The 17,503-nt window shown below is 69.9% G+C and carries 19 protein-coding genes and 1 pseudogene; 11 read left to right on the forward strand and 9 right to left on the reverse strand.

Going from position 1 to position 17,503, the window contains the following annotated elements:
• Positions 1–30: 30 nt before the first annotated feature.
• Positions 31–978, reverse strand: a complete 948-nt coding sequence (locus tag ACIBQ6_RS13100) for a hypothetical protein (protein WP_397211857.1) — start codon at positions 976–978, stop codon at positions 31–33.
• On the reverse strand, positions 975–1,511 hold the full coding sequence (locus ACIBQ6_RS13105; RefSeq protein ID WP_397211859.1) for a PadR family transcriptional regulator: 537 nt from the start codon (positions 1,509–1,511) through the stop codon (positions 975–977). Before ACIBQ6_RS13105 ends, ACIBQ6_RS13100 begins: the two co-directional genes overlap by 4 nt.
• A gap of 85 nt (positions 1,512–1,596) precedes the next feature.
• On the opposite strand from ACIBQ6_RS13105, the gene ACIBQ6_RS13110 reads away from it, so the two are divergent.
• On the forward strand, positions 1,597–2,946 hold the full coding sequence (locus ACIBQ6_RS13110; protein WP_397211861.1) for an alpha/beta hydrolase: 1,350 nt from the start codon (positions 1,597–1,599) through the stop codon (positions 2,944–2,946).
• A gap of 403 nt (positions 2,947–3,349) precedes the next feature.
• On the opposite strand, the gene ACIBQ6_RS13115 is transcribed toward ACIBQ6_RS13110, so the two are convergent.
• Positions 3,350–4,204 (reverse strand): LysR family transcriptional regulator, encoded by an 855-nt coding sequence (locus tag ACIBQ6_RS13115; protein ID WP_397211863.1) that lies wholly within the window; start codon positions 4,202–4,204, stop codon positions 3,350–3,352.
• Positions 4,205–4,263: 59 nt separating this feature from the next.
• Here ACIBQ6_RS13115 and ACIBQ6_RS13120 point away from each other — a divergent pair, with 59 nt between their 5' ends.
• The gene (locus tag ACIBQ6_RS13120) at positions 4,264–5,082 is read left to right on the forward strand and encodes an alpha/beta fold hydrolase (protein ID WP_397211865.1); all 819 of its coding nucleotides are present in this window, start codon (positions 4,264–4,266) and stop codon (positions 5,080–5,082) included.
• Positions 5,083–5,113: 31 nt separating this feature from the next.
• Here ACIBQ6_RS13120 and ACIBQ6_RS13125 read toward each other — a convergent pair whose 3' ends face one another.
• Positions 5,114–5,941 (reverse strand): alpha/beta fold hydrolase, encoded by an 828-nt coding sequence (locus tag ACIBQ6_RS13125; RefSeq protein WP_397211867.1) that lies wholly within the window; start codon positions 5,939–5,941, stop codon positions 5,114–5,116.
• 85 nt (positions 5,942–6,026) lie between these two features.
• Between ACIBQ6_RS13125 and ACIBQ6_RS13130 the strand changes: the two genes are divergently transcribed.
• A complete protein-coding gene (locus ACIBQ6_RS13130; RefSeq protein WP_397211869.1) occupies positions 6,027–6,749 on the forward strand; it encodes a TetR/AcrR family transcriptional regulator in 723 nt (240 codons plus the stop codon).
• Positions 6,750–6,781: 32 nt separating this feature from the next.
• Here the strand turns inward: ACIBQ6_RS13130 and ACIBQ6_RS13135 are convergent, their stop codons facing one another.
• Positions 6,782–7,264: a MarR family winged helix-turn-helix transcriptional regulator gene (locus ACIBQ6_RS13135; RefSeq protein WP_397211871.1), complete on the reverse strand. Its 483-nt coding sequence runs from the start codon at positions 7,262–7,264 to the stop codon at positions 6,782–6,784.
• A gap of 57 nt (positions 7,265–7,321) precedes the next feature.
• Between ACIBQ6_RS13135 and ACIBQ6_RS13140 the strand changes: the two genes are divergently transcribed.
• Positions 7,322–8,149: an SDR family oxidoreductase gene (locus ACIBQ6_RS13140; RefSeq protein WP_397211873.1), complete on the forward strand. Its 828-nt coding sequence runs from the start codon at positions 7,322–7,324 to the stop codon at positions 8,147–8,149.
• Positions 8,150–8,356: 207 nt separating this feature from the next.
• On the opposite strand, the gene ACIBQ6_RS13145 is transcribed toward ACIBQ6_RS13140, so the two are convergent.
• Entirely contained in the window at positions 8,357–8,953 is a 597-nt protein-coding gene (locus ACIBQ6_RS13145) for a TetR family transcriptional regulator (RefSeq protein WP_397211875.1), read from the reverse strand.
• Positions 8,954–9,120: 167 nt separating this feature from the next.
• On the opposite strand from ACIBQ6_RS13145, the pseudogene ACIBQ6_RS13150 reads away from it, so the two are divergent.
• Positions 9,121–9,546, forward strand: a pseudogene (locus ACIBQ6_RS13150) (nuclear transport factor 2 family protein); the annotation flags it as partial.
• Positions 9,547–9,622: 76 nt separating this feature from the next.
• Here the strand turns inward: ACIBQ6_RS13150 and ACIBQ6_RS13155 are convergent.
• Complete coding sequence (locus ACIBQ6_RS13155) at positions 9,623–10,474, reverse strand: LysR family transcriptional regulator (protein WP_397211877.1); 852 nt, start codon at positions 10,472–10,474, stop codon at positions 9,623–9,625.
• 93 nt (positions 10,475–10,567) lie between these two features.
• Between ACIBQ6_RS13155 and ACIBQ6_RS13160 the strand changes: the two genes are divergently transcribed.
• The 4 genes from ACIBQ6_RS13160 (at position 10,568) to ACIBQ6_RS13175 (ending at position 13,618) form a co-directional block, all read left to right on the forward strand.
• Positions 10,568–11,305, forward strand: coding sequence for an SDR family oxidoreductase (locus ACIBQ6_RS13160; protein WP_397211879.1), 738 nt, complete (start codon positions 10,568–10,570; stop codon positions 11,303–11,305).
• Between the two features lie 54 nt (positions 11,306–11,359).
• Positions 11,360–12,283 carry an NADP-dependent oxidoreductase gene (locus tag ACIBQ6_RS13165; protein ID WP_397211881.1) on the forward strand — a complete coding sequence of 308 codons (924 nt, stop codon included), beginning with the start codon at positions 11,360–11,362 and terminating at the stop codon, positions 12,281–12,283.
• Between the two features lie 364 nt (positions 12,284–12,647).
• Complete coding sequence (locus ACIBQ6_RS13170) at positions 12,648–13,097, forward strand: hypothetical protein (protein WP_397211883.1); 450 nt, start codon at positions 12,648–12,650, stop codon at positions 13,095–13,097.
• Positions 13,098–13,318: 221 nt separating this feature from the next.
• Positions 13,319–13,618: a hypothetical protein gene (locus tag ACIBQ6_RS13175; protein ID WP_364344686.1), complete on the forward strand. Its 300-nt coding sequence runs from the start codon at positions 13,319–13,321 to the stop codon at positions 13,616–13,618.
• A gap of 255 nt (positions 13,619–13,873) precedes the next feature.
• On the opposite strand, the gene ACIBQ6_RS13180 is transcribed toward ACIBQ6_RS13175, so the two are convergent.
• The gene (locus tag ACIBQ6_RS13180; RefSeq protein ID WP_387674423.1) at positions 13,874–14,179 is read right to left on the reverse strand and encodes a DUF1330 domain-containing protein; all 306 of its coding nucleotides are present in this window, start codon (positions 14,177–14,179) and stop codon (positions 13,874–13,876) included.
• A gap of 188 nt (positions 14,180–14,367) precedes the next feature.
• On the opposite strand from ACIBQ6_RS13180, the gene ACIBQ6_RS13185 reads away from it, so the two are divergent.
• Entirely contained in the window at positions 14,368–15,270 is a 903-nt protein-coding gene (locus ACIBQ6_RS13185; RefSeq protein WP_397211885.1) for a LysR family transcriptional regulator, read from the forward strand.
• Between the two features lie 284 nt (positions 15,271–15,554).
• Here ACIBQ6_RS13185 and ACIBQ6_RS13190 read toward each other — a convergent pair whose 3' ends face one another.
• A complete protein-coding gene (locus ACIBQ6_RS13190) occupies positions 15,555–16,031 on the reverse strand; it encodes a DUF6326 family protein (protein WP_397211887.1) in 477 nt (158 codons plus the stop codon).
• Positions 16,032–16,433: 402 nt separating this feature from the next.
• Between ACIBQ6_RS13190 and ACIBQ6_RS13195 the strand changes: the two genes are divergently transcribed.
• Positions 16,434–17,084, forward strand: a complete 651-nt coding sequence (locus ACIBQ6_RS13195; protein ID WP_397211889.1) for a TetR/AcrR family transcriptional regulator C-terminal domain-containing protein — start codon at positions 16,434–16,436, stop codon at positions 17,082–17,084.
• The last annotated feature ends 419 nt before the right edge of the window (positions 17,085–17,503 follow it).

Here is a 17,503-nt window from a genome sequence, read left to right on the forward strand (position 1 = left end):
AGGCTCGGCTGGCAGGCCCGCCCGGCGACCTCACGTACCGCTTGTCAGGCGCTTCGCTGGTCCGGAGGCGGGAGCGCCGGTTCTGGCCAGCCACGCCGTGACGGCCAGCAGGGCCACCGTGGTCGCAGCCACCGCTGGAAGGTTCGCCGGATCCCCCACCCAACGCAGCCAGTTGAGGGTGACGGTCATGAGCGGCAACACGATGAACACCGCCCGCCGCCCGACAGGCGAGCGAACCGCCATGACCGCCGCCACCGCGAGCACGAGAAGGAGGAGGTAGTCCCCCGCCGGCGAGGGGGGAAGCCGACTGCTCGTCGCCGCGCCGACGAGCGAGACGGCGGCCCATCCGGCCAGCCGCCGGGCTCCCAACGGAGCAGGACCGGATGAGGGAGCGAACGTCAGCATCACAGCGACCAGGCAGGCGGGCAGGACGAACCGCACCACGCTGCCGAATCCCGCCCCCACGAGGAGCACGCCGTCCCACGCCACGTAGACGGGAGAAAGGCCGAGATCGGGCGGACTGGCGACGAGCCCGGCGTACAGTACGGCCCAGCCCCATGCCACGGCGGCCGCGACCCTTCGCGAGTTCCGCCATGCCAGGAAAACGATCAACCCGTACGGCAGGGTGATCATCAGTGGCCTCAAGGTCAGCATCGGACCCGCCACTCCGGACCGAAGCGACATCTCCATGAGAGCGCCGGCTTGACCGACTTCGAGGACGAGCAGCCAGATCGGCGCCAGAAGCGCCGCAACGTTGAAGGCGGCACGCCAGTGCCCGCGGGAGACGGGCCCCACGGCACGCCACAACCGGATGGCGAAGGCTCCTCGCAGCAGGTCGAAGGTCTCGCGGACGGTCGGTCGGTCTCGGCCGGGTGCGGCTGTCGTGAGGAGGACCGCGACCATTTCCTCCTCGTGCAGCGCGCGGTGCTCCTTCGGGTACCACGCCAGTAACCGCCGGTAACGGTCCTCCAGATTCACGATGCACTCCCGAGGAACTCGCGGCCAGGCGTCGCGACCTTGATGTTGTACGCCGAGCGGAGTCTGGCGCGCAGGCGAGAGGAGGCGGTGTCGGCGTTGCGACGCAGGTGCTCCGCTTCGGCTGCCAGCCGGGCCTCGCCCGCGGAGGTGAGACGGTAGTAACGCCGCGCGCGGCCGTCGACGACCTCCTCGCGGTCGGTCTCGACCAGCCCTTCCCCCTGGAGACGGTCGAGCGCGGCGTACAGCGTGCCGGCTTGCAGCCGTACCCGTTCACCTGAGATCTGCACGACGTCCGTGATGATGCCGTAGCCGTGCTGGGGCCCGGCTGCGAGCGCCGTGAGGATCAGGAACGTCGGCTCCTGCATGGGTCTTCGACTCATGTGATCTATATATAAAGATAAGTTGAGCGACTGGCAAATCAGGCCTGGGAGCCGGGTCCCGGCCTCCTCGGACGAACTGTCGTCCGTTCGGCCGATGCGGCAGGCCGAAAGGCCGATGACGGAGGCTGGCGAGCGGGAGACGATCCAGGTCATGAAATGGACCCCCCTCGTCACGGGCTTGGCGCTGATCGCGACAGCGGTCCCGGCGGCCCCGGCCGCTGCGACCCCATCAGCGAACGTGACCAGTACAGACGCGATCGACTGGCGAGCCTGCGGGAAGGAACCCGGAGCCGAGTGCGGCGCCCTCGCCGTGCCGGTGGACTGGGCGACGCCGGACGGGCCGCGGGTCTCGCTGAACATGACGCGACGCAAGGCCACCGGGCAACGGATCGGGACGCTGTTCTACAACCCGGGCGGACCAGGGACGGGTGCGGCCGACCTGGTGCGGGACTGGGCGCCGTACTTCTTCTCCGACGAGCTGCGCGAGCGGTTCGACATCGTCGGGATCGATCCGCGCGGGGTCGGCGGCAGCGAGCAGATCCCATGCGGGAAGGCCGTGCACGATCCGGCTGTCACGCAGTTCCCCGAGACGCGGCGGGAGTATGACCGGCTCGTCGCGCACAACCGGGCCGTGGGCGAGAGTTGCGGGCCGTTGATCCGGCACATGGACACCGGGAGCGTGGCACGGGACTTCGACGCGGTGCGGGCCGCGCTGGGCGAGGAGCAGATCAGCTACCTGGGACGCTCCTACGGGAGCCTGCTCGGCACCGAGTACGCGCGGCGGTTCCCCGGCCGGGTACGGGCGATGGCGCTGGACGGGATCGTCGATCACGGGATGAGCTCGCGCCGGATGGTGCGCGATGCCGCGGCGGCGGTGGAGGACGGGTTCGACAGGTTCGCCGGGTGGTGCGAGCGGACCCAGGAATGTGAGCTGCACGGCCGGTCCGTACCGCAGGTGTGGGACGCGCTGGCGCGAAAGGCGGAGGAGCGGCCGATCCCGGTCACCGGCGGCCGTCCGCTGACGGCGGACGAACTGCGCTACGTCGCGTACGCGATGCTCACGATGGCCCCCGACTTCAACGGCGGTCTGGCTCGGGGCATCGTCCAGGCGGAGCAGGGCGATGCGGTGCTCTTCGGGCAGATGCGGGCCGAGGCGCTGGACAACCCTGCGACGACCTCGGCCTACCGCGCGGTCCTCTGCCAGGACATCGACCCTGACATCAACGGATTCCCGCAGCTCAGGGCACGGGCTCGGGACGTCACGCGGAGAGCCCCGCACATGCGCGGGACGTCGGAGTTCTGGGACATGACGACCGGATGCCTGGGATGGCCCGTCCCGCCGTCCAATCCGCAGCGGCCGGTGCACATCACCCAGGCGCCGCCCGTTCTGCTGGTCGGGAACACGCATGATCCCGCGACGCCGCTCGCCTGGGCCAAGAGCCTGGCCAGGGGCATCAAGGGGGCGCAGGTGCTGACCTATGACGGCGACGGGCACACCTCATACCTGCGTAACGCCTGCGCGACCGGGAGCATCGACCGGTACCTGATCTCCGGGACGCTTCCCGCGCCCGGCACGGTCTGCCGCTGAACCCGGTGCGGCCCGGGCGCCCAACCGCTCGACGACCTGGACCGGCGTTCCCGCCGATGGCGTCTGTCCTTCCGCTGCTCCCTGAGCGCCGGGGCGATGGTGGCGCTGTGGACCGCCGTGCGCCACCCGCACCTCGTCGAACGGGTCGTCCTGATCAGCGGCTGCTTCCACCCGGACGGGATGATCCTGCGGCCGAGCACCGACGCGCCGCCTCCGCCGCCACTGGTCTCCGCCTACGCCGAGGTGTCGCCGGACGGGGCCGGCCACTTCCCCGTCGCACCTGCTGCTGCACGAGAGGCCCGAGCTGTGCGTCCGGCTGATCGGCGACTTCCTGACCCCCATCGTCGCATCACGATGACGAGAACCCCGGCCATGGCCCGTCAGGCCCCGACCCTGCCAAAGATCATTGTTCGGCCAGGTCGAGGAAGGCCCGTACGGCGGGTCCGCAGTCGCTCGGCGACAGGACGGCCAGGGCGAGCGTCCGGGTGAGGCGCGGTTCGAGCGGCCTGGTCGTGACCGGTCCGAACTGGGCCGGCAGGCCGAGCGTGGGCACGATGCTGACCCCCAGGCCCGCGGCCACCATTTCGAGGATGGCCGATTGGCCGCCGGCCTCATAGGCGACGTCGAGCTGGACGCCGGCCCGGCGTGCCGCGTCGGTGATGAGCGGACGGCAGCCCGCCGTGGTGAGGATGAACGGCTGCCCGGCCAGGTCGGTGATGTGGACGGTCTCCTGCCCCGCCAGGCGATGGCCGACCGGCACCACGGCGACCATCTCGTGCGTGCTGAGCGGGATCGTGTGCAGGCCGGGGGCAGGGAGCGTGACCACGCCGACCTCGGCCGCGCCCGCCTGCAGCCAGCCGCGGACGTCGTCGTCGGCCCCCTCGAACAGGCGTACCTGGACCTGAGGGTGGCGATCGGTGAAGGTCCGCAACCGGTGGGCGATGAGGGTGCCGGTGGCGCTGGGCAGGCTGGCCAGCCGGAGCGGCCCGGTGACCTCACCCGCGGCGGCCGCCACCTCCGCGCGGATCAGGTCGAAGTGGCGAAGAGCCTCACGGGCGCGAAGATGGGCGCGCCGCCCGGCCTCGGTGAGGGCGATGCCGTCGGTGTGACGGACGAACAGGGGTGCGCCGAGCTCGCGTTCGAGAGCGGCGACAGCGCGGCTGACCGCGGGCTGGGACATGCCGAGCAGGTCCGCCGCCGCGGTGAACCCGCCTTGCTCGGCCACCGCGATCAGCGCTCGGAGCTGCGTCAACGTCATGGGGCCATACCCTAAGTGGTATTTGACCGGCGGCGATCCATTCCCTGATGGTTATGGCCATGTCCACACGCATGACGATCGACGTCGACGGCCGTACGGCCAGCTATCTGACGGCGGGCGAGCACGGCCCGCAGGTCCTGTTGCTCCACGGCACGTATTGGAGCCGCGTCTGGCTACCGGTGCTCGACGACCTGGCCGCGGCCGGGTTGCGGCCGGTCGCCGTCGACCTCCCCGGCCTGGGCCGCTCGGGAGGGGAGCTGACGCTGGAGACGGCCACCGTGCCCGCGCTGGCCGCCTGGGTGACGCGGTTCGCGGCGGCGCTCGATATGGACGCGCCCGCGGGCGTGGCCGGGCACGACATCGGCGGCGCGGTCGCCCAGCAGCTGCTGACCGGCGGCGAGCCGGCGGTTCCCCGGCTGGCGCTGGTCAACTCGGTGAGCTACGACTCCTGGCCGGTGCCCGGCGTGGCGCGCTACCGCGACCCCGCCGTGGTCGCCGCCACCACCGTGGAGGACCTGCTCGCCGCCCGGCGCGTGGCCGTCACCACCGCCTTGGCCCGGCCTGTCACCGAAGGAGAGCTGGACGACTACCTCGACCCGTGGCGCGAACCACGCGTGGGGCGGTCCTGGATGGCGCTGGCCGGCGCCGCCGACAGCCGCTACACCCTCGACCTGATGCCTGCCCTGCTCGCCTGCGACGCGCCGAAGCTGCTGGTGTGGGGCGAGGACGACACCTTCCAGCAGGTCGGCTACGCGCAGCGGTTCGCCGACGAGGTGCCGAACACCACGCTGGTGCGGGTCCCCGAGGCCGGCCACATCCCCATGGAGAACGACCCCGCACTGGTCGCCCGCACGCTGGCCACGTTCTTCCTGGCTTGACGGGCCTCTCCCGTGACGCCTTCCGGGGCAGTCAGGCGCCGGACCAGAGGGCGGTGAGCAGCGCGTTCAGCCGCTCCGGCGCCTCGACGTGCGGGTAGTGGGCGCTGCCCGGCACCTGCTCGTGCCGGGCGCCGATCCGCTCGGCCGTGACCCGTGCGCAGGCCATGAGAGGGACGCCGCCGCGCTCCCGGTACGGCCCGGGCGCGCCCTCCCAGGTGCCCGAGACGACCAGCTTGGGAAAGGACGCCGCCCGTAGCGCCGGCAGCGGGAGGCCCGCCTCCCAGCAGACGCGTTCGCGCAGTGCCGTGGCGGCCGCGCGCAACCGCCGCTCGCCCGTGCCGGGCTCGGGCATGCCGGTCGAGCCGGCGGCGGCGCGCAGCCACTCCTCGGGCGTCAGGTCGGGAAGGTCGGCGTAGGCGGCGCGGTTGGCGCGCAGCGCCTCGGCCACGGCGGGGTGGTCGGCGGCCGCCTGGTAGCTGCCCGGCTCGACCAAGGTGAGCGAGCGCACCGCCTCCGGCCGCCGCGCCGCCGCGATCATGGCTCCGACGGCGCCGTAGGAGTGGCCGACCAGGTGCGCGCCCGCGCCGAGGAGTTCGGCGATGTCGTCGGCGTCGGCCAGGTAGTCGCCGGGGAACCTGTCCCCGGCGTCCGGGCTGCCGCCGTAGCCGCGGCGGTCCATCAGCAGCAACCGGAACCGGCCGGCCAGCGGGCGTTGCGCCGCGAATCCGTACACCGGGTCGTCGCCCCAGCTCGTGGAGCCGTGTACGAAGATCACCGGCGGCCCGGACTCGGGGCCGAGCGCGGTCACGTGCACGTCGCCCGGCAGCGGGCCGTTCGGGCGGAACATCAGGGCCGGCATCCGACTCCTCCTTGAACAGTGTTTAATAGTCTTAAACGTTGTATAATAGAATGGCAGACGACGTCAAGGCGGGTAGGGTGATCGCGTGTCGTCGTCAGAGTCCTCCGGCGGGTCCGTGTGGCTGCGTCCCGAGCGGCCGCCGCGCGACCGTCAGCTCACCCGCGAGCGGATCGTCGAGGTGGCGGTCGCCGTCCTCGACGCCGAGGGTCATCGCGGGTCGATGCGCCGCGTCGCCACCGAGCTGGGGGTGACCGCCGGGTCGCTGTACTGGTACGTCCACACCAAGGACGACCTGCTGGAGCTGGCCCTCGACCGGGTGCTGGGCGAGGTGCGCGCCGGCCCCGGCACGTCCGGCTGGCGGGACGGCCTGGCGGCGCTGGCCCGCAGCAACCGCGCCATGCTGCTGCGCCACCGGTGGGCCCTGTCCGAGCTGACCGTGCGGCCCAACCTCGGCCCGAACGCGCTCGCCCTGGCCGAGACCGGGCTGCGCCTGCTGGAGAGCGCCGGGTTCGCCGGCTCCGACCTCGACGCCGCCATGGCCGCCGTCAACGACCACGTGGTCGGCGCGGTCATCGCGGAGGTCGCCTGGCGCGACACGCTGGCCCGGATGAGCGGGACCGGGTCCGGCTGGGACGAGCAGGCGGCCGATTACCTGCGCCAGGTCGCCGAACGCCACCCGACGCTGGCCGGCCGGATGGCCGCCACGGGCGAGATCGACGTCGAACGCGAGAGCGAGCGCCGCTTCACGTTCGGCCTCGACTGCCTCCTGGACGGCCTCGCCACCCGCTGCGCGCCCTCCCCGTCATAGCGCCGGGGCCCGGTCCCGTCGCGGACCCGGCGTCACCAGTTGCGCACCTCGTGCGCCCACGCGATCAGCCCCGCCACGAACCCCTGCCGGTCCGACGGCGAGAGGTTGTCCAGAACGCGCAGCAGCGGCGCGGCGCGCAGGGCGACGAACCCCTCGACCATGGCCCGATGGCCAGGGGCCAGCGACACCAGGGTGCGGCGGCGGTCGGCCGGATCCTCCCGGCGTTCGACCAGGCCGGCCCGGCTGAGGTCGCCCACCAGCTCGCTCGCGGTAGGCAGCGACACGCCCATCCTGTCGGCCAGCTCGCTCACGCTGAGCGACGACTCGACGGTCAGCTGCGGGATGACCGCGCCGTGCCTCCCGGTGAGCCCGTGGCTGCGGAAGATCTCCCGCATCCGGTCCGGCATCTCGGCCTGGGCTCGCCGGAAGTACGCCTCCACCAGGGGGACGAAGCCGAGGGCTTCCCTGACCTCCTCGGGGCGTGGCAGTCGCGGGGGCGAAACGGGGTCCGTCACGGTCACAGGTTACAGTGCCCATATCCAAACAGTTCGGATATCCGAAGTGAGGTAGACGTGATTCTGGTGACAGGCGCCACGGGAAACGTCGGACGTCGGCTGGTGGATCTGCTGCTCGGGGCGGGCGAGCAGGTCCGGGCGATCAGCCGCAACCCCGAGCGGGCCGGGCTGCCCGACGGCGTGGAGGTGGTCAAGGCCGACATGTCGCAGGCAGAGGACCTGCGGGTCGCGTTGCGGGGAGCGGACCGCGCGTTCCTGCTCCCGGCCGCCGGCCAGGTGGACGGCTTCCTGCGCGAGGCCGCGAGGGCCGGCGTCGGGCACGTGGTGCTGCTGTCCGCGCTGGCGGTGACCATGAAGCAGGCCGGCGTGCTGGGCAGCGCCCACGCCGAGTACGAGCGGGCCGTGGCCGGGTCGGGGCTGCCGTGGACGTTCCTGCGTCCCGGCGCGTTCATGGCGAACGACCTGCGGTGGGCGCCCGGCGTCAAGAACGGCGGCGTGGTGCGCGCTCCGTTCGCCGAGGCCGCCACCGCGCCGATCGACGAACGCGACATCGCCGCGGTGGCCGCGCGGACGCTGCTCGACTACGGGCACGCGGGCAAGGCGTACGAGCTGAGCGGGCCCGCCTCGCTGACGACGGCCGAGCGGGTCCGGATCCTCGGCGAGGTCCTGGGCCGCGACCTGCGTCTGGAGGAACTGTCTCCCGAGCAGGCGCGCGAGCAGATGATCGCGCATACCCCCGCGCCGGTCGTGGACTCGATGCTCACGCTGTTCGCCTCGTTCGTCGGCAGAGCCGCGGACGTGTCACCGGCCGTGCGCGAACTGACCGGCGACGAGTCCCACACCTACGCCGACTGGGCGGCCCGCAACGCCGCGGCGTTCAGCTAAGAAGAGCAGTACGGCCCGCCCACGCGGGACGCCACCCTCACGACGCAGGATTCGGTCATGTCGATCTCCCTCCCAGGCGCGGCCGCTGAGGGCCTCGACGGGACGCGACCGCAGAGCGATCCGCGCGGGGACGGGCAGCGTCGGACTCCGAATGGTTCGCATCCGCAGTTGCTTCGTGATTGTCGCGCTCCTTGCGGAATTACCCCGTCAGTGAGCAAGCTCTTCGCGCAAGAAGGTCAGAGCTTGTTCGCAATGTGCGACGACGGTGCTGCGCTGGCCGGACTGAATCCAGGCGACCACCGCCACGCGGATCGTCCCGGTGACGGCGTGGGTGATGACACGCGCGCGGAGCTCGGCCTCGGGAGTCCGAGGCGCTCCCGCCAGCAGGGCTTCGACAACGTGCTCCTGGTCGCGCCACACCAACTGGTGGATGCGAGCTTGAAGCGCCGGTGTGGCGTCGAGCAGGTGATATGCGCTGCGTGCGCGTTCGGGGCGGCGGGCAGCCAGTGCAGTGATCATGGACCGCGCCACGAGGTCCGCGTCTGATTCGTGGGGGCGGCGCTCGGCGAGGGCCGCCCGCATCGCGGCCTCCACCTCAGGGTCGACCACGAGAACGTCTTCTTTGGCGGGAAAGTAGCGGTAGAAGGTCCGCGGCGACACGTCGGCCGCCGCCGCGATCTCCTCCACCGAGACGGCGTCGTACCCCTTCTCCTCGAACAGCTGCAGGGCCGCGTCGATGATCGCGTTCTGAGTACGCCGCTTGCGGCGCTCTCGCAGGTTGGACTCGGCATCACGGGCTGTCACGGTCGAGACCGTAGCACAGCGTGACAGATCTGCCAAATGGCAGAGTTGCCATAACGGCATATCTGCCATTAGCGTCTGCGTGCGGCGATCGTCCGCACAGGATCAAGCGTGAGGAGACGGCCATGAGCCTCGAAGAGGTCATGAATCACTAGTGGGAGGCGTACAACGGCCACGATGTGGATGCCGTTCTCGCGCTCATGTCGGACGACGTGATCATCCAGTTCCCCACCACCCCAGAGCCGATCCAGGGCAAGGAGAACATCCGGCCGGTGTGGTCGATGCTCTTCGGCAAGGTGACCCCGGACCTCCACGAGGAGGTGGTCAGGACCGTGGTCGAGGGCGAAACGGTCGCATGCGAGTTCGTCGAGACCGGCACCCTCACCGTCCCGCCGGGGTTGGCCGACGCCTCTGTCGCCGGTCCGACGCGTGGTCGGCCGTACAGGATGGACATCGCCGCGTTCTTCTCCTTCAACTGTGAAGGCCTGATCACGCGGGTGCGCTCATATTGGGACACCGGGGCGTTCGCCGAGCAGATCGGCATCGACGTCGCCGTCATTCGCTCCATGCAGTCTCGCGCTCGAACGCTTGCGTGAGAGGCGGAGGCCATTTCCGGTTATTGCGTCGGCCTCTTGATCTGTCCGTCCCGCCGCTTGGATTGCGACGTTCGAACTAGGCCGCCGACCATAGGCGTGTCGCGGTGCGGACGAGGTCGGCGACGGCCCGGGATCTGCTGTGTGGCGGCCAGGCGATGACGGTCGTGACGGCCGGCGCGTCCGGCACCGGCACGATGGCGTAGTCGTCGCGCAGCTGGTCTCGGAGCGACTCGGGGACGACGGCGCAGGCCAGCCCGAGCGCGATCAGTTGGAACAGTTGGGTATGGTCGCGCACCTGCGGGCCGGGGCCGTCCGGATGGCCGCCGTCCCGTCCGGGCCAGCGCGGCAGGGGCAGGTCCGTCTGGGCCTTGACCTCGGCTGACGACAGATACGCCCGGTTGGCAAGCGGATGCCCCTTGGGCAGGACCACGACCTGCTGTTCGGTGTGCAGATCCTCGGTGTCGAGTCCGGCCGTCGTGTCGTAAGGCCGGTGGAGCAGAGCGACGTCGGTGCGCCCGGTGCGCAGCAGACCCTCCGGCTCGCCCGGCCCGCACAGCATCACCTCGACCGGCACTGAGCCCGGTTCAGCGGCGTAGGCGTGCAGAAGCTTCGCCAGCAGTTCCTTGGACGCTCCGGCCTTGGTGGCCAGGACCACACCGGGCTGGTCAGCCGCGGCGCGGCGGGTGCGGCGCTCGGCGGCTTCGACCGCGTCGAGCGCGAGCCGGGCTTCCCGTAGCAGCACCGACCCGGCCTCGGTCAGGGCGACGGCGCGAGCGGTGCGGTGCAGCAGAACGACTCCGAGCCGCCGTTCCAGTTGCTGGATCGCCCGCGACAGTGGTGGTTGCGCCATCGAGAGCCGTTGTGCCGCCCGTCCGAAGTGCAACTCCTCGGCCACGGCGACGAAGTATCGCAACTCCCGCGTCTCCACCGGCTCATCGTATCCAGCGCTGACCACGGCCGATACCCGTGCGGTATCGCCGTCCACCTGACCGGTCTTGGACGCCCCACCCGAGTCCGCAACATGATCGACGGCATGAGCGAACGGACGATCGCGCTGGTGACCGGCGCGAACAAGGGAATCGGATACGAGATCGCCGCCGGCTTGGGGGTCCTTGGCTGGCGAATCGGCGTGGGCGCGAGGGACGGACATCGCCGCGACACCGCGGTCGAGAAGCTGCGCGCGGCCGGGATCGATGCGTTCGGCGTGCCCCTCGACGTCACCGACGACGAAAGTGTCGCCGCCGCGGCCGAGCTGATCGCCGTCCATGCCGGAGGGCTCGACGTCCTGGTCAACAATGCCGCGATCACCGGCGGAATGCCACAGACACCGACCACGGTCGAGCCCGCGACCGTGCGAGCCGTCGTGGAAACCAACGTGATCGGCGTCATCCGGGTCACCAACGCGATGCTGCCGATGCTGCGCGACTCGGCAGCACCGCGGATCGTCAACATGTCCAGCAGCGTGGGCTCACTCGCCCTGCAAACCACACCGGGCATCGACATGGGCCCGGTTCCCGCCGCGTATCTGGCCTCCAAGACCTTCCTCAACGCCCTCACCGTCCAATATGTCAAGGAACTGAGCGGCACCAACATCCTGATCAACTCCGGCTGCCCCGGCTACACCGCCACCGACCTCAACGGCTTCCAAGGCGTCCGCACGCCACAACAGGGCGCGGCCATCGCGATTCACCTCGCGACCCTGCCCGACGACGGACCGACCGGCGGATTCTTCGACGACGCCGGAAGCGTGCCCTGGTAACACCTTCCCGTTCTCGACGCCGGCCGCGCATCGCGCCACAGGAGAAGCAAGACAATGACCAAGGCAGTCAGATATGACGAGTTCGGTGGAATCGAGGTGTTGCGGGTCGACGAGGTCGACCGGCCGGTGCCCGGGAGCGGGCAGGTCCTCGTGCGGGTCAAGGCCGCAGGCATCAACCCCGGTGAGGCGGCCATACGCACCGGCGCGATGGCCGACGTCTTTCCTTCGACCCTTCCGTCCGGGCAGGGCAGCGACCTCGCCGGGATCGTCGCCGAGGTCGGCGCCGGAGTCGACCGATTCGCGGTCGGCGACGAGGTGATCGGGTTCTCCGAGCGGCGGGCAGCACAGGCCGAGCTGGTCCTGGTCGACGTCGACAACCTCACCCCCAAGCCGGACAGCGTCTCATGGGAGGTGGCGGGCGGCCTGTACGTCGCCGGAGTGACCGCGTGGAGAGCAGTGCATTCCGTACAACTCGACATCGGGGAGACCGTCGTCGTCTCCGCGGCAGCCGGAGGAGTCGGCTCGCTCGCCGTGCAGCTCGCGCGCCGCGCCGGAGCCACGGTCATCGGCCTGGCGAGCGAGCACAACCATGGGTGGCTGCGAACACACGGCGTGATCCCGGTCGCCTACGGTGACGGCGTCATCGACCGGATCAAGACCGCCGCACCGAGCAGCATCGACGCCTTCATCGACGCCTACGGCGGCGGGTACGTCGAAATGGCCCTTGCCCTCGGCGTCGCCGCCGAGCGCATCGACACCATCGCCGATTTCGCGGCGGCCGCGAGGTACGGGGTCAAGACCGAACCCGGAACCAACGGCAGGCCGGCCGCTGAGGTACTCGCCGAACTGGCCGCCCTGATCGCCGACGGGCACCTCGAAGTCCCGATCGCCAACGTCTACCCGCTGACGCAGGTCCGCCAGGCCTACACCGAACTCGAACGCCGACACACCCACGGCAAGATCGTGCTCAGCCCCTGACGTTCGGCAGTTCCGGAAGCAAGCCCCGCATCGCCGCTTCCGCCGCGTCGCCGTCCGGCGGAACCAGTTGCTCGACCTGGTCAGTGCCTGCCGCACCTCCTCGTGGCAGGCGACGGTAGTTCCCCGCCCGCCACGACACGGCCACGTCCAGGTCGGCCCGGCGCGATGACGACGGCAGAGACGTTTCGTGGGGCACCCGTAGTGGGGCTTATGTGGCCAGAGGGACAGTAATCTCTCTCTTCAATACAGAGCGGAGTTGAACGAATACTCAAAGAGACGCATCGATGCGAGTACGACCCGCGTCTGTTCAGCGGCTCGTCCCCAGCGAAGGGCGGAAGGCCCTCATCCGGAAGGTGTGCCAGACATGTCAGCACCCAACACCGCGTCTCCCCAGCAGGGAGCCTCGAAAGTATGGCTCCAGACGGGCCCGCTCGCCTTCGGCCACCCGCTCAGGGGTGCCGACCGTGTCCACGAGAAGGTCTCTGAGGTTCCGGAGCTGCAGATCCCCTTCCCCGGTGTGTGGGAGGTCTCCTATCACGCCCTCCACGCGGTGGCTGTGGTGTCGCCGCACCTGTATGTCCACACAGCGTTGTTCATCAATGGCGTGCCCCTGCCCGGCAGTGAGGCGCAGAGCGGCCTGGCCGGCGTCAATGCAACGCTGCGAGCCACCGCCGGGCAGACGCTCCTGCAGACCTTCGCCGCCGGAGACGTCGTGACACTTCACGCCTACCGCATCGGGACCGGCGAGGCCGTCATCGAGAGTGGTGGCGATGGGCGGACCGGAATCATGGCGCACTGGGTGAGCGCGGTCTGAGCGCCGACGCCCGCAGGCGAAAGGACTGGGGACCGTACTGCTCGGCGGCGAACGTCCCCGCCATGTCATCGCAGTGGGAAGCGTCGGACTTCCCTCCGAACGCCCGCCGCCGCGACACATCACTCAAAGTGTTCAAATATATACATTCAGTAGCCAAGATCAGGGTTCTGATCACATAGCGCGAAACCCGGAGCCGTACTCTCACCACAAGGAGCCCCCGCATGAGCATGATCCAAACCGGCGTCCTCGACCTGGACTCCACCCACCCCGTGGCCACCACCGGCGGCGACACCTCCACCTTCACCCACGTGACGTTCCCGACCCCGTTCCCCGCCGGGGCACGCGTGATCGTCATCCCCTTCGTCCAGACCTTCAACGGACCCGAGACCCCCGGCCTCAGAATCGCGGACGTGACGCCGCAGGGCTTCCGGATCCGCATCAACGAGATCCTCGCCGGCGCCACCAAGAGCGACGGACACCACACCCGCGAAACCATCGGCTGGCTGGCCACCACCGTCTGACTCCGACCAGCCCCAAAAGGTCAGCCCCTCCAGACCTGGAGGGGCTGACCTGAAGCCGGAAACACACCCGCCTGCCGGGGACTGCTGAGGGCTGTTGGCTCCTGGGGATCGCAGGCGCTGCCGGTGGCCGGCGTGGCCGCCTGCCGATCGCTTTCCAGATCCCCGCAACGTCGGCGCCTTGGAGACCGGCCTGTAGCGAGCCAGCGCTGACAGCTTGCCCGCCGGCAGTGGGGCCACGCCCGGCGAACCTCACTGTCAGTCGATGCCTTCGATGATGCGGAAGTCGCGCTGGACGCCGTCGGGGAATGCCACCAGCGCCTTCTGGTAAGCCTCGCTCTCGTATGCCGCGACGGCCTGTTCAAAGCTGTCGAACTCGATCAGAACGACACGTTGCGTGATCCCGGCCTCGTGGGCGACGACTCGACCGCCACGGGATGGGAGGAGGGCCAGGTTGCGCCCGCCCCCAGCCTGGACAGCCGGACCGGCCAGCTTGTCGTAGGCAGTCAGGGCCTCAGGATCGGAAATGGCGGGGTAGACACTGACCCAGTAGCCCTTAGCCATGGAAACCTCCTGTGTTCGGCCGGACACGTCCGACTTCGAATCGACCCTCAAATCGATCGATTCCGGCGACGAGTGCTGCGGCCGCTTGAATCGTCATATGCGCAGGTTAGGGCTCGATGTACGGCCGAGGGAAAGACCGATTCTGGATAGACTCAGAACGGATCGTTATCAATCGGCAGGGAGGGCACGTGGCGCCGGACACGGTGAGCCTGCGGTACTTCCTGGTGCTGGCGCAGGAGTTGAACTTCACCCGCGCGGCCGCACGGATCGGTATCGCCCAGCCCGCACTCAGCGCCCGGATGCGCCGACTGGAGGCGGAACTCGGCACGGCCCTGCTGGTCCGCAACACGCGTAGCGTCGTGTTGACCACGGCCGGTGCCGCCTTGGCGGAGTCCGCGCCGCCCGCGCTGGCGGCGCTGGACCGGGCCTTGGACACCGCCCGGAGCGCGGCGGCCGGCGAACTGGGCACGCTGCGCATCGGTTACAGCCTCAGCGCCGGGGCCGAGACGGTACCGGCCCTGGTGGACAGGCTGATTCGCGGCAACAGCGGACTCGCGGTCAGCGCGGTCCCGATGGCGACACCGGAGATCTCCCCCGCGGTCGCCGACGGCCGCATCGAGGCCGGGATCACCCGCGGCGAACAGCCGGGCCGTGGCGTGCGCCGGTTCCTGCTGCGGCGTATGCGCGTCGGGGTCCAGCTGGCGCAGCACCATCCGCTGGCCGAACACCCGGAGATCGAGATCGCCGTCGCGGCCGCGTATCCGCTGCGGCTCCCGGACCGTGCGGCCAACCCCGTGATCCACGATCAGCTGTCCGCACTGTTCCGAGACGCCCGACCACACCCCCGATTCCACACGCCCGCAGTCTCCTTCGACATGTCTCAACGCGACCTGCGCGACGGGGTCACCCTCGCCCCGGCCGGGGGAGCCGCGGTCACGACACAACCGGCCGGTCTCACCTGGCGACCGCTGCGCGGCGCGCCCAGCCTGACCATCCACCTGGTCCTCCCACGCGAGCAGTCGCCGCTTCACCGCCGCATTCGTGCCGTCGCAAGAACCCTGGCGCACGAGCTGCACTGGCTGTCGGACTGACGCGCAAGAGGCCAAGCGAGACGGACGCCTGCGGCAGCGAGGCCGAAGACCTTGCACCCGCCGGATTCCGCGCCCTCGCCGACGCCGAAGCGGACAATCACGGGTAGCCGGCGGGAACGCCCGCCGTCAACGGCGTCCATGACGTCGGTCAATGCTCAACGCCAACCACTGGTCCAACTGATGGATGAGGTCTGCTGGTCGGTCAGCCGCCGTCCGGCCTACGGGCGCGGGGTCAGCCCGGTGTCCGCGGGCGGGCTTCACGCCGTAGGGCTCTACACGGACACCTACTGTCGAAGGTCGGTCATCGCGGGACCGGCCGGGCCGGCGGGGGTTCGGGGCCATGTCCAGGCGGAGCGCACGATGAAGGCCAGGAGCAGCACTTCGATCCCGATGGAGAGGCCGTAGAAGGGGGCCCAGTCCCAGGACTCCCCTACCGCGTTGAACACCGAGTAAGGGATGTAGAGCGATGCGACGACGAGGTTCGTGGCGCGGTTCACCCGGGCGGGCAGCGTCATGGAGAGCATCACCATCAGGGCCGGGATCGCCACGGACGCGAGCATCATGGTCAACAACGTCGGGCTGACGTCGAACTCGAAGACGACGCCGGCGCGGAGGTTGTCGATGACGCCGGGCTTGTGCAGGTGGAAGTAGTCGACGTAGATGTAGAGGAACATGAAGCTGGTCCATGCGGCGGCGAGCTTGGCGTGCACGGGGACCGGCCGGTCGTCGAGCAGGTTCGGGGTTTTCGTTCGGGTGGTCATCGGTTCTTCTTTCGAGAGGAGCGGTCCCTCCGCCGGAGTGGCGGCAGGGATGTACCGAGGCCGCGCCCACCTGGACGAGCACATTGCCTCGACCGGGCAGCGGTAGCCCGGACCTCGGACGACTCGAGCGCTGAGGGCAGGCCGTAACGGTGCTGGTCGGCGGCCCGCATCGTCGTTGTCCCGGCCCGGACTCGCCCCGGCGCCAGGCGTGCTCCGGCACTCGACCGCTGTTCGATTCCCACAAGCCTCCTCACGTCCGAGCAACGACTCCGGCTGGTTCGTACACCGTACGTCGTACAGCGTACTACGGGTAGTACGCTGTACCATGACCGTGCGCTGGACGATTGTCAAGCCGTTCGAGCGAGCGAGAGGAGACCCGTGTCTGCGAAGGAACAACGCCCGGTGGCGTCAGACGCGGCGCTGAGCAGGCAACGGGTGGTGGTCGAGGCGGTCCGGCTCGCCGACCGCGAGGGGGTCGACGGGCTGAGCATGCGCCGGCTGGCCGGCGCGCTCGGCGCGGGCGCGATGTCGCTTTACTACTACGTGGCGAACAAGGAAGAGTTGCTGGACGCCATGATCGACGTCGTGTTCGAGGAGATCGAGCTCCCGCCCGAAGAGACCGACTGGCAGTCCGCGATGCGACGGCGGGCGGTATCCGCCCGGCAGGTTCTCGCACGTCACCCGTGGGCGATCAGCCTGATGGAGTCGCGGACATCGCCGGGGCCCGCGAACCTCCGCCACCGCGAAGCGGTCACCGCCTGCCTGCGGAGGGCCGGCTTCCCGGTCTTGATGGCGACGCACGCCAACTGGTTGCTCGACAGCTATGTCTACGGTTTCGCCCTGCAGGAGGCCAGCCTGCCGTTCGACACCGCCGATGAGTTCGCGGACATGACCGAGGACGTCTTCCTGCCCCAGCTTCCTCCTGACGAGTTCCCCTACCTCAACGAGTCCGCCGCGGTGCTCGCCGCCGCCGGCTACGACCCGGCGGAGGAGTTCACCTTCGGCCTCGACCTCGTCCTGGCCGCCCTGGAGCCTCTGAGAGTGCCTACATGAGCCTCCATCCGTGATGTCGTCATGTGATCGTGTGGATTTGTAGTGTTACCGGTCCTCGCGGCGTGGAAGGCCGCGCACCCCTCGGCCGGCGGGCCCAAGGGCGCGACGGCGGCACCGACAAGTGGCCGTAGACGTGCGCGCGGTCGTCGTGCTCGCGGCCTCAGCCCACGGGAACACGGTCGTCGCTCATGGCGCCGGCCTGGGGATCGCCTTGGACATCGTCGAACGCAACCCCGCCGACAGGTGTAGGCCGCGGGCGTTGTAGCGCGGACAGGGGCGCGACCAGCTGTTTGTAATGAGTTTGTAGCGACTGTGTAGGGGATCTCTGGCAGCGGCTCCCACTCTTGATCGCAGAGGGCGCGATCGGTGCGCCCCCTGAGGAACTGGGAGTTCGTCATGGTCAAGACCGCCCGTCGTTA

Source organism: Nonomuraea sp. NPDC049655, from assembly GCF_044465465.1.
GTDB lineage: Bacteria > Actinomycetota > Actinomycetes > Streptosporangiales > Streptosporangiaceae > Nonomuraea.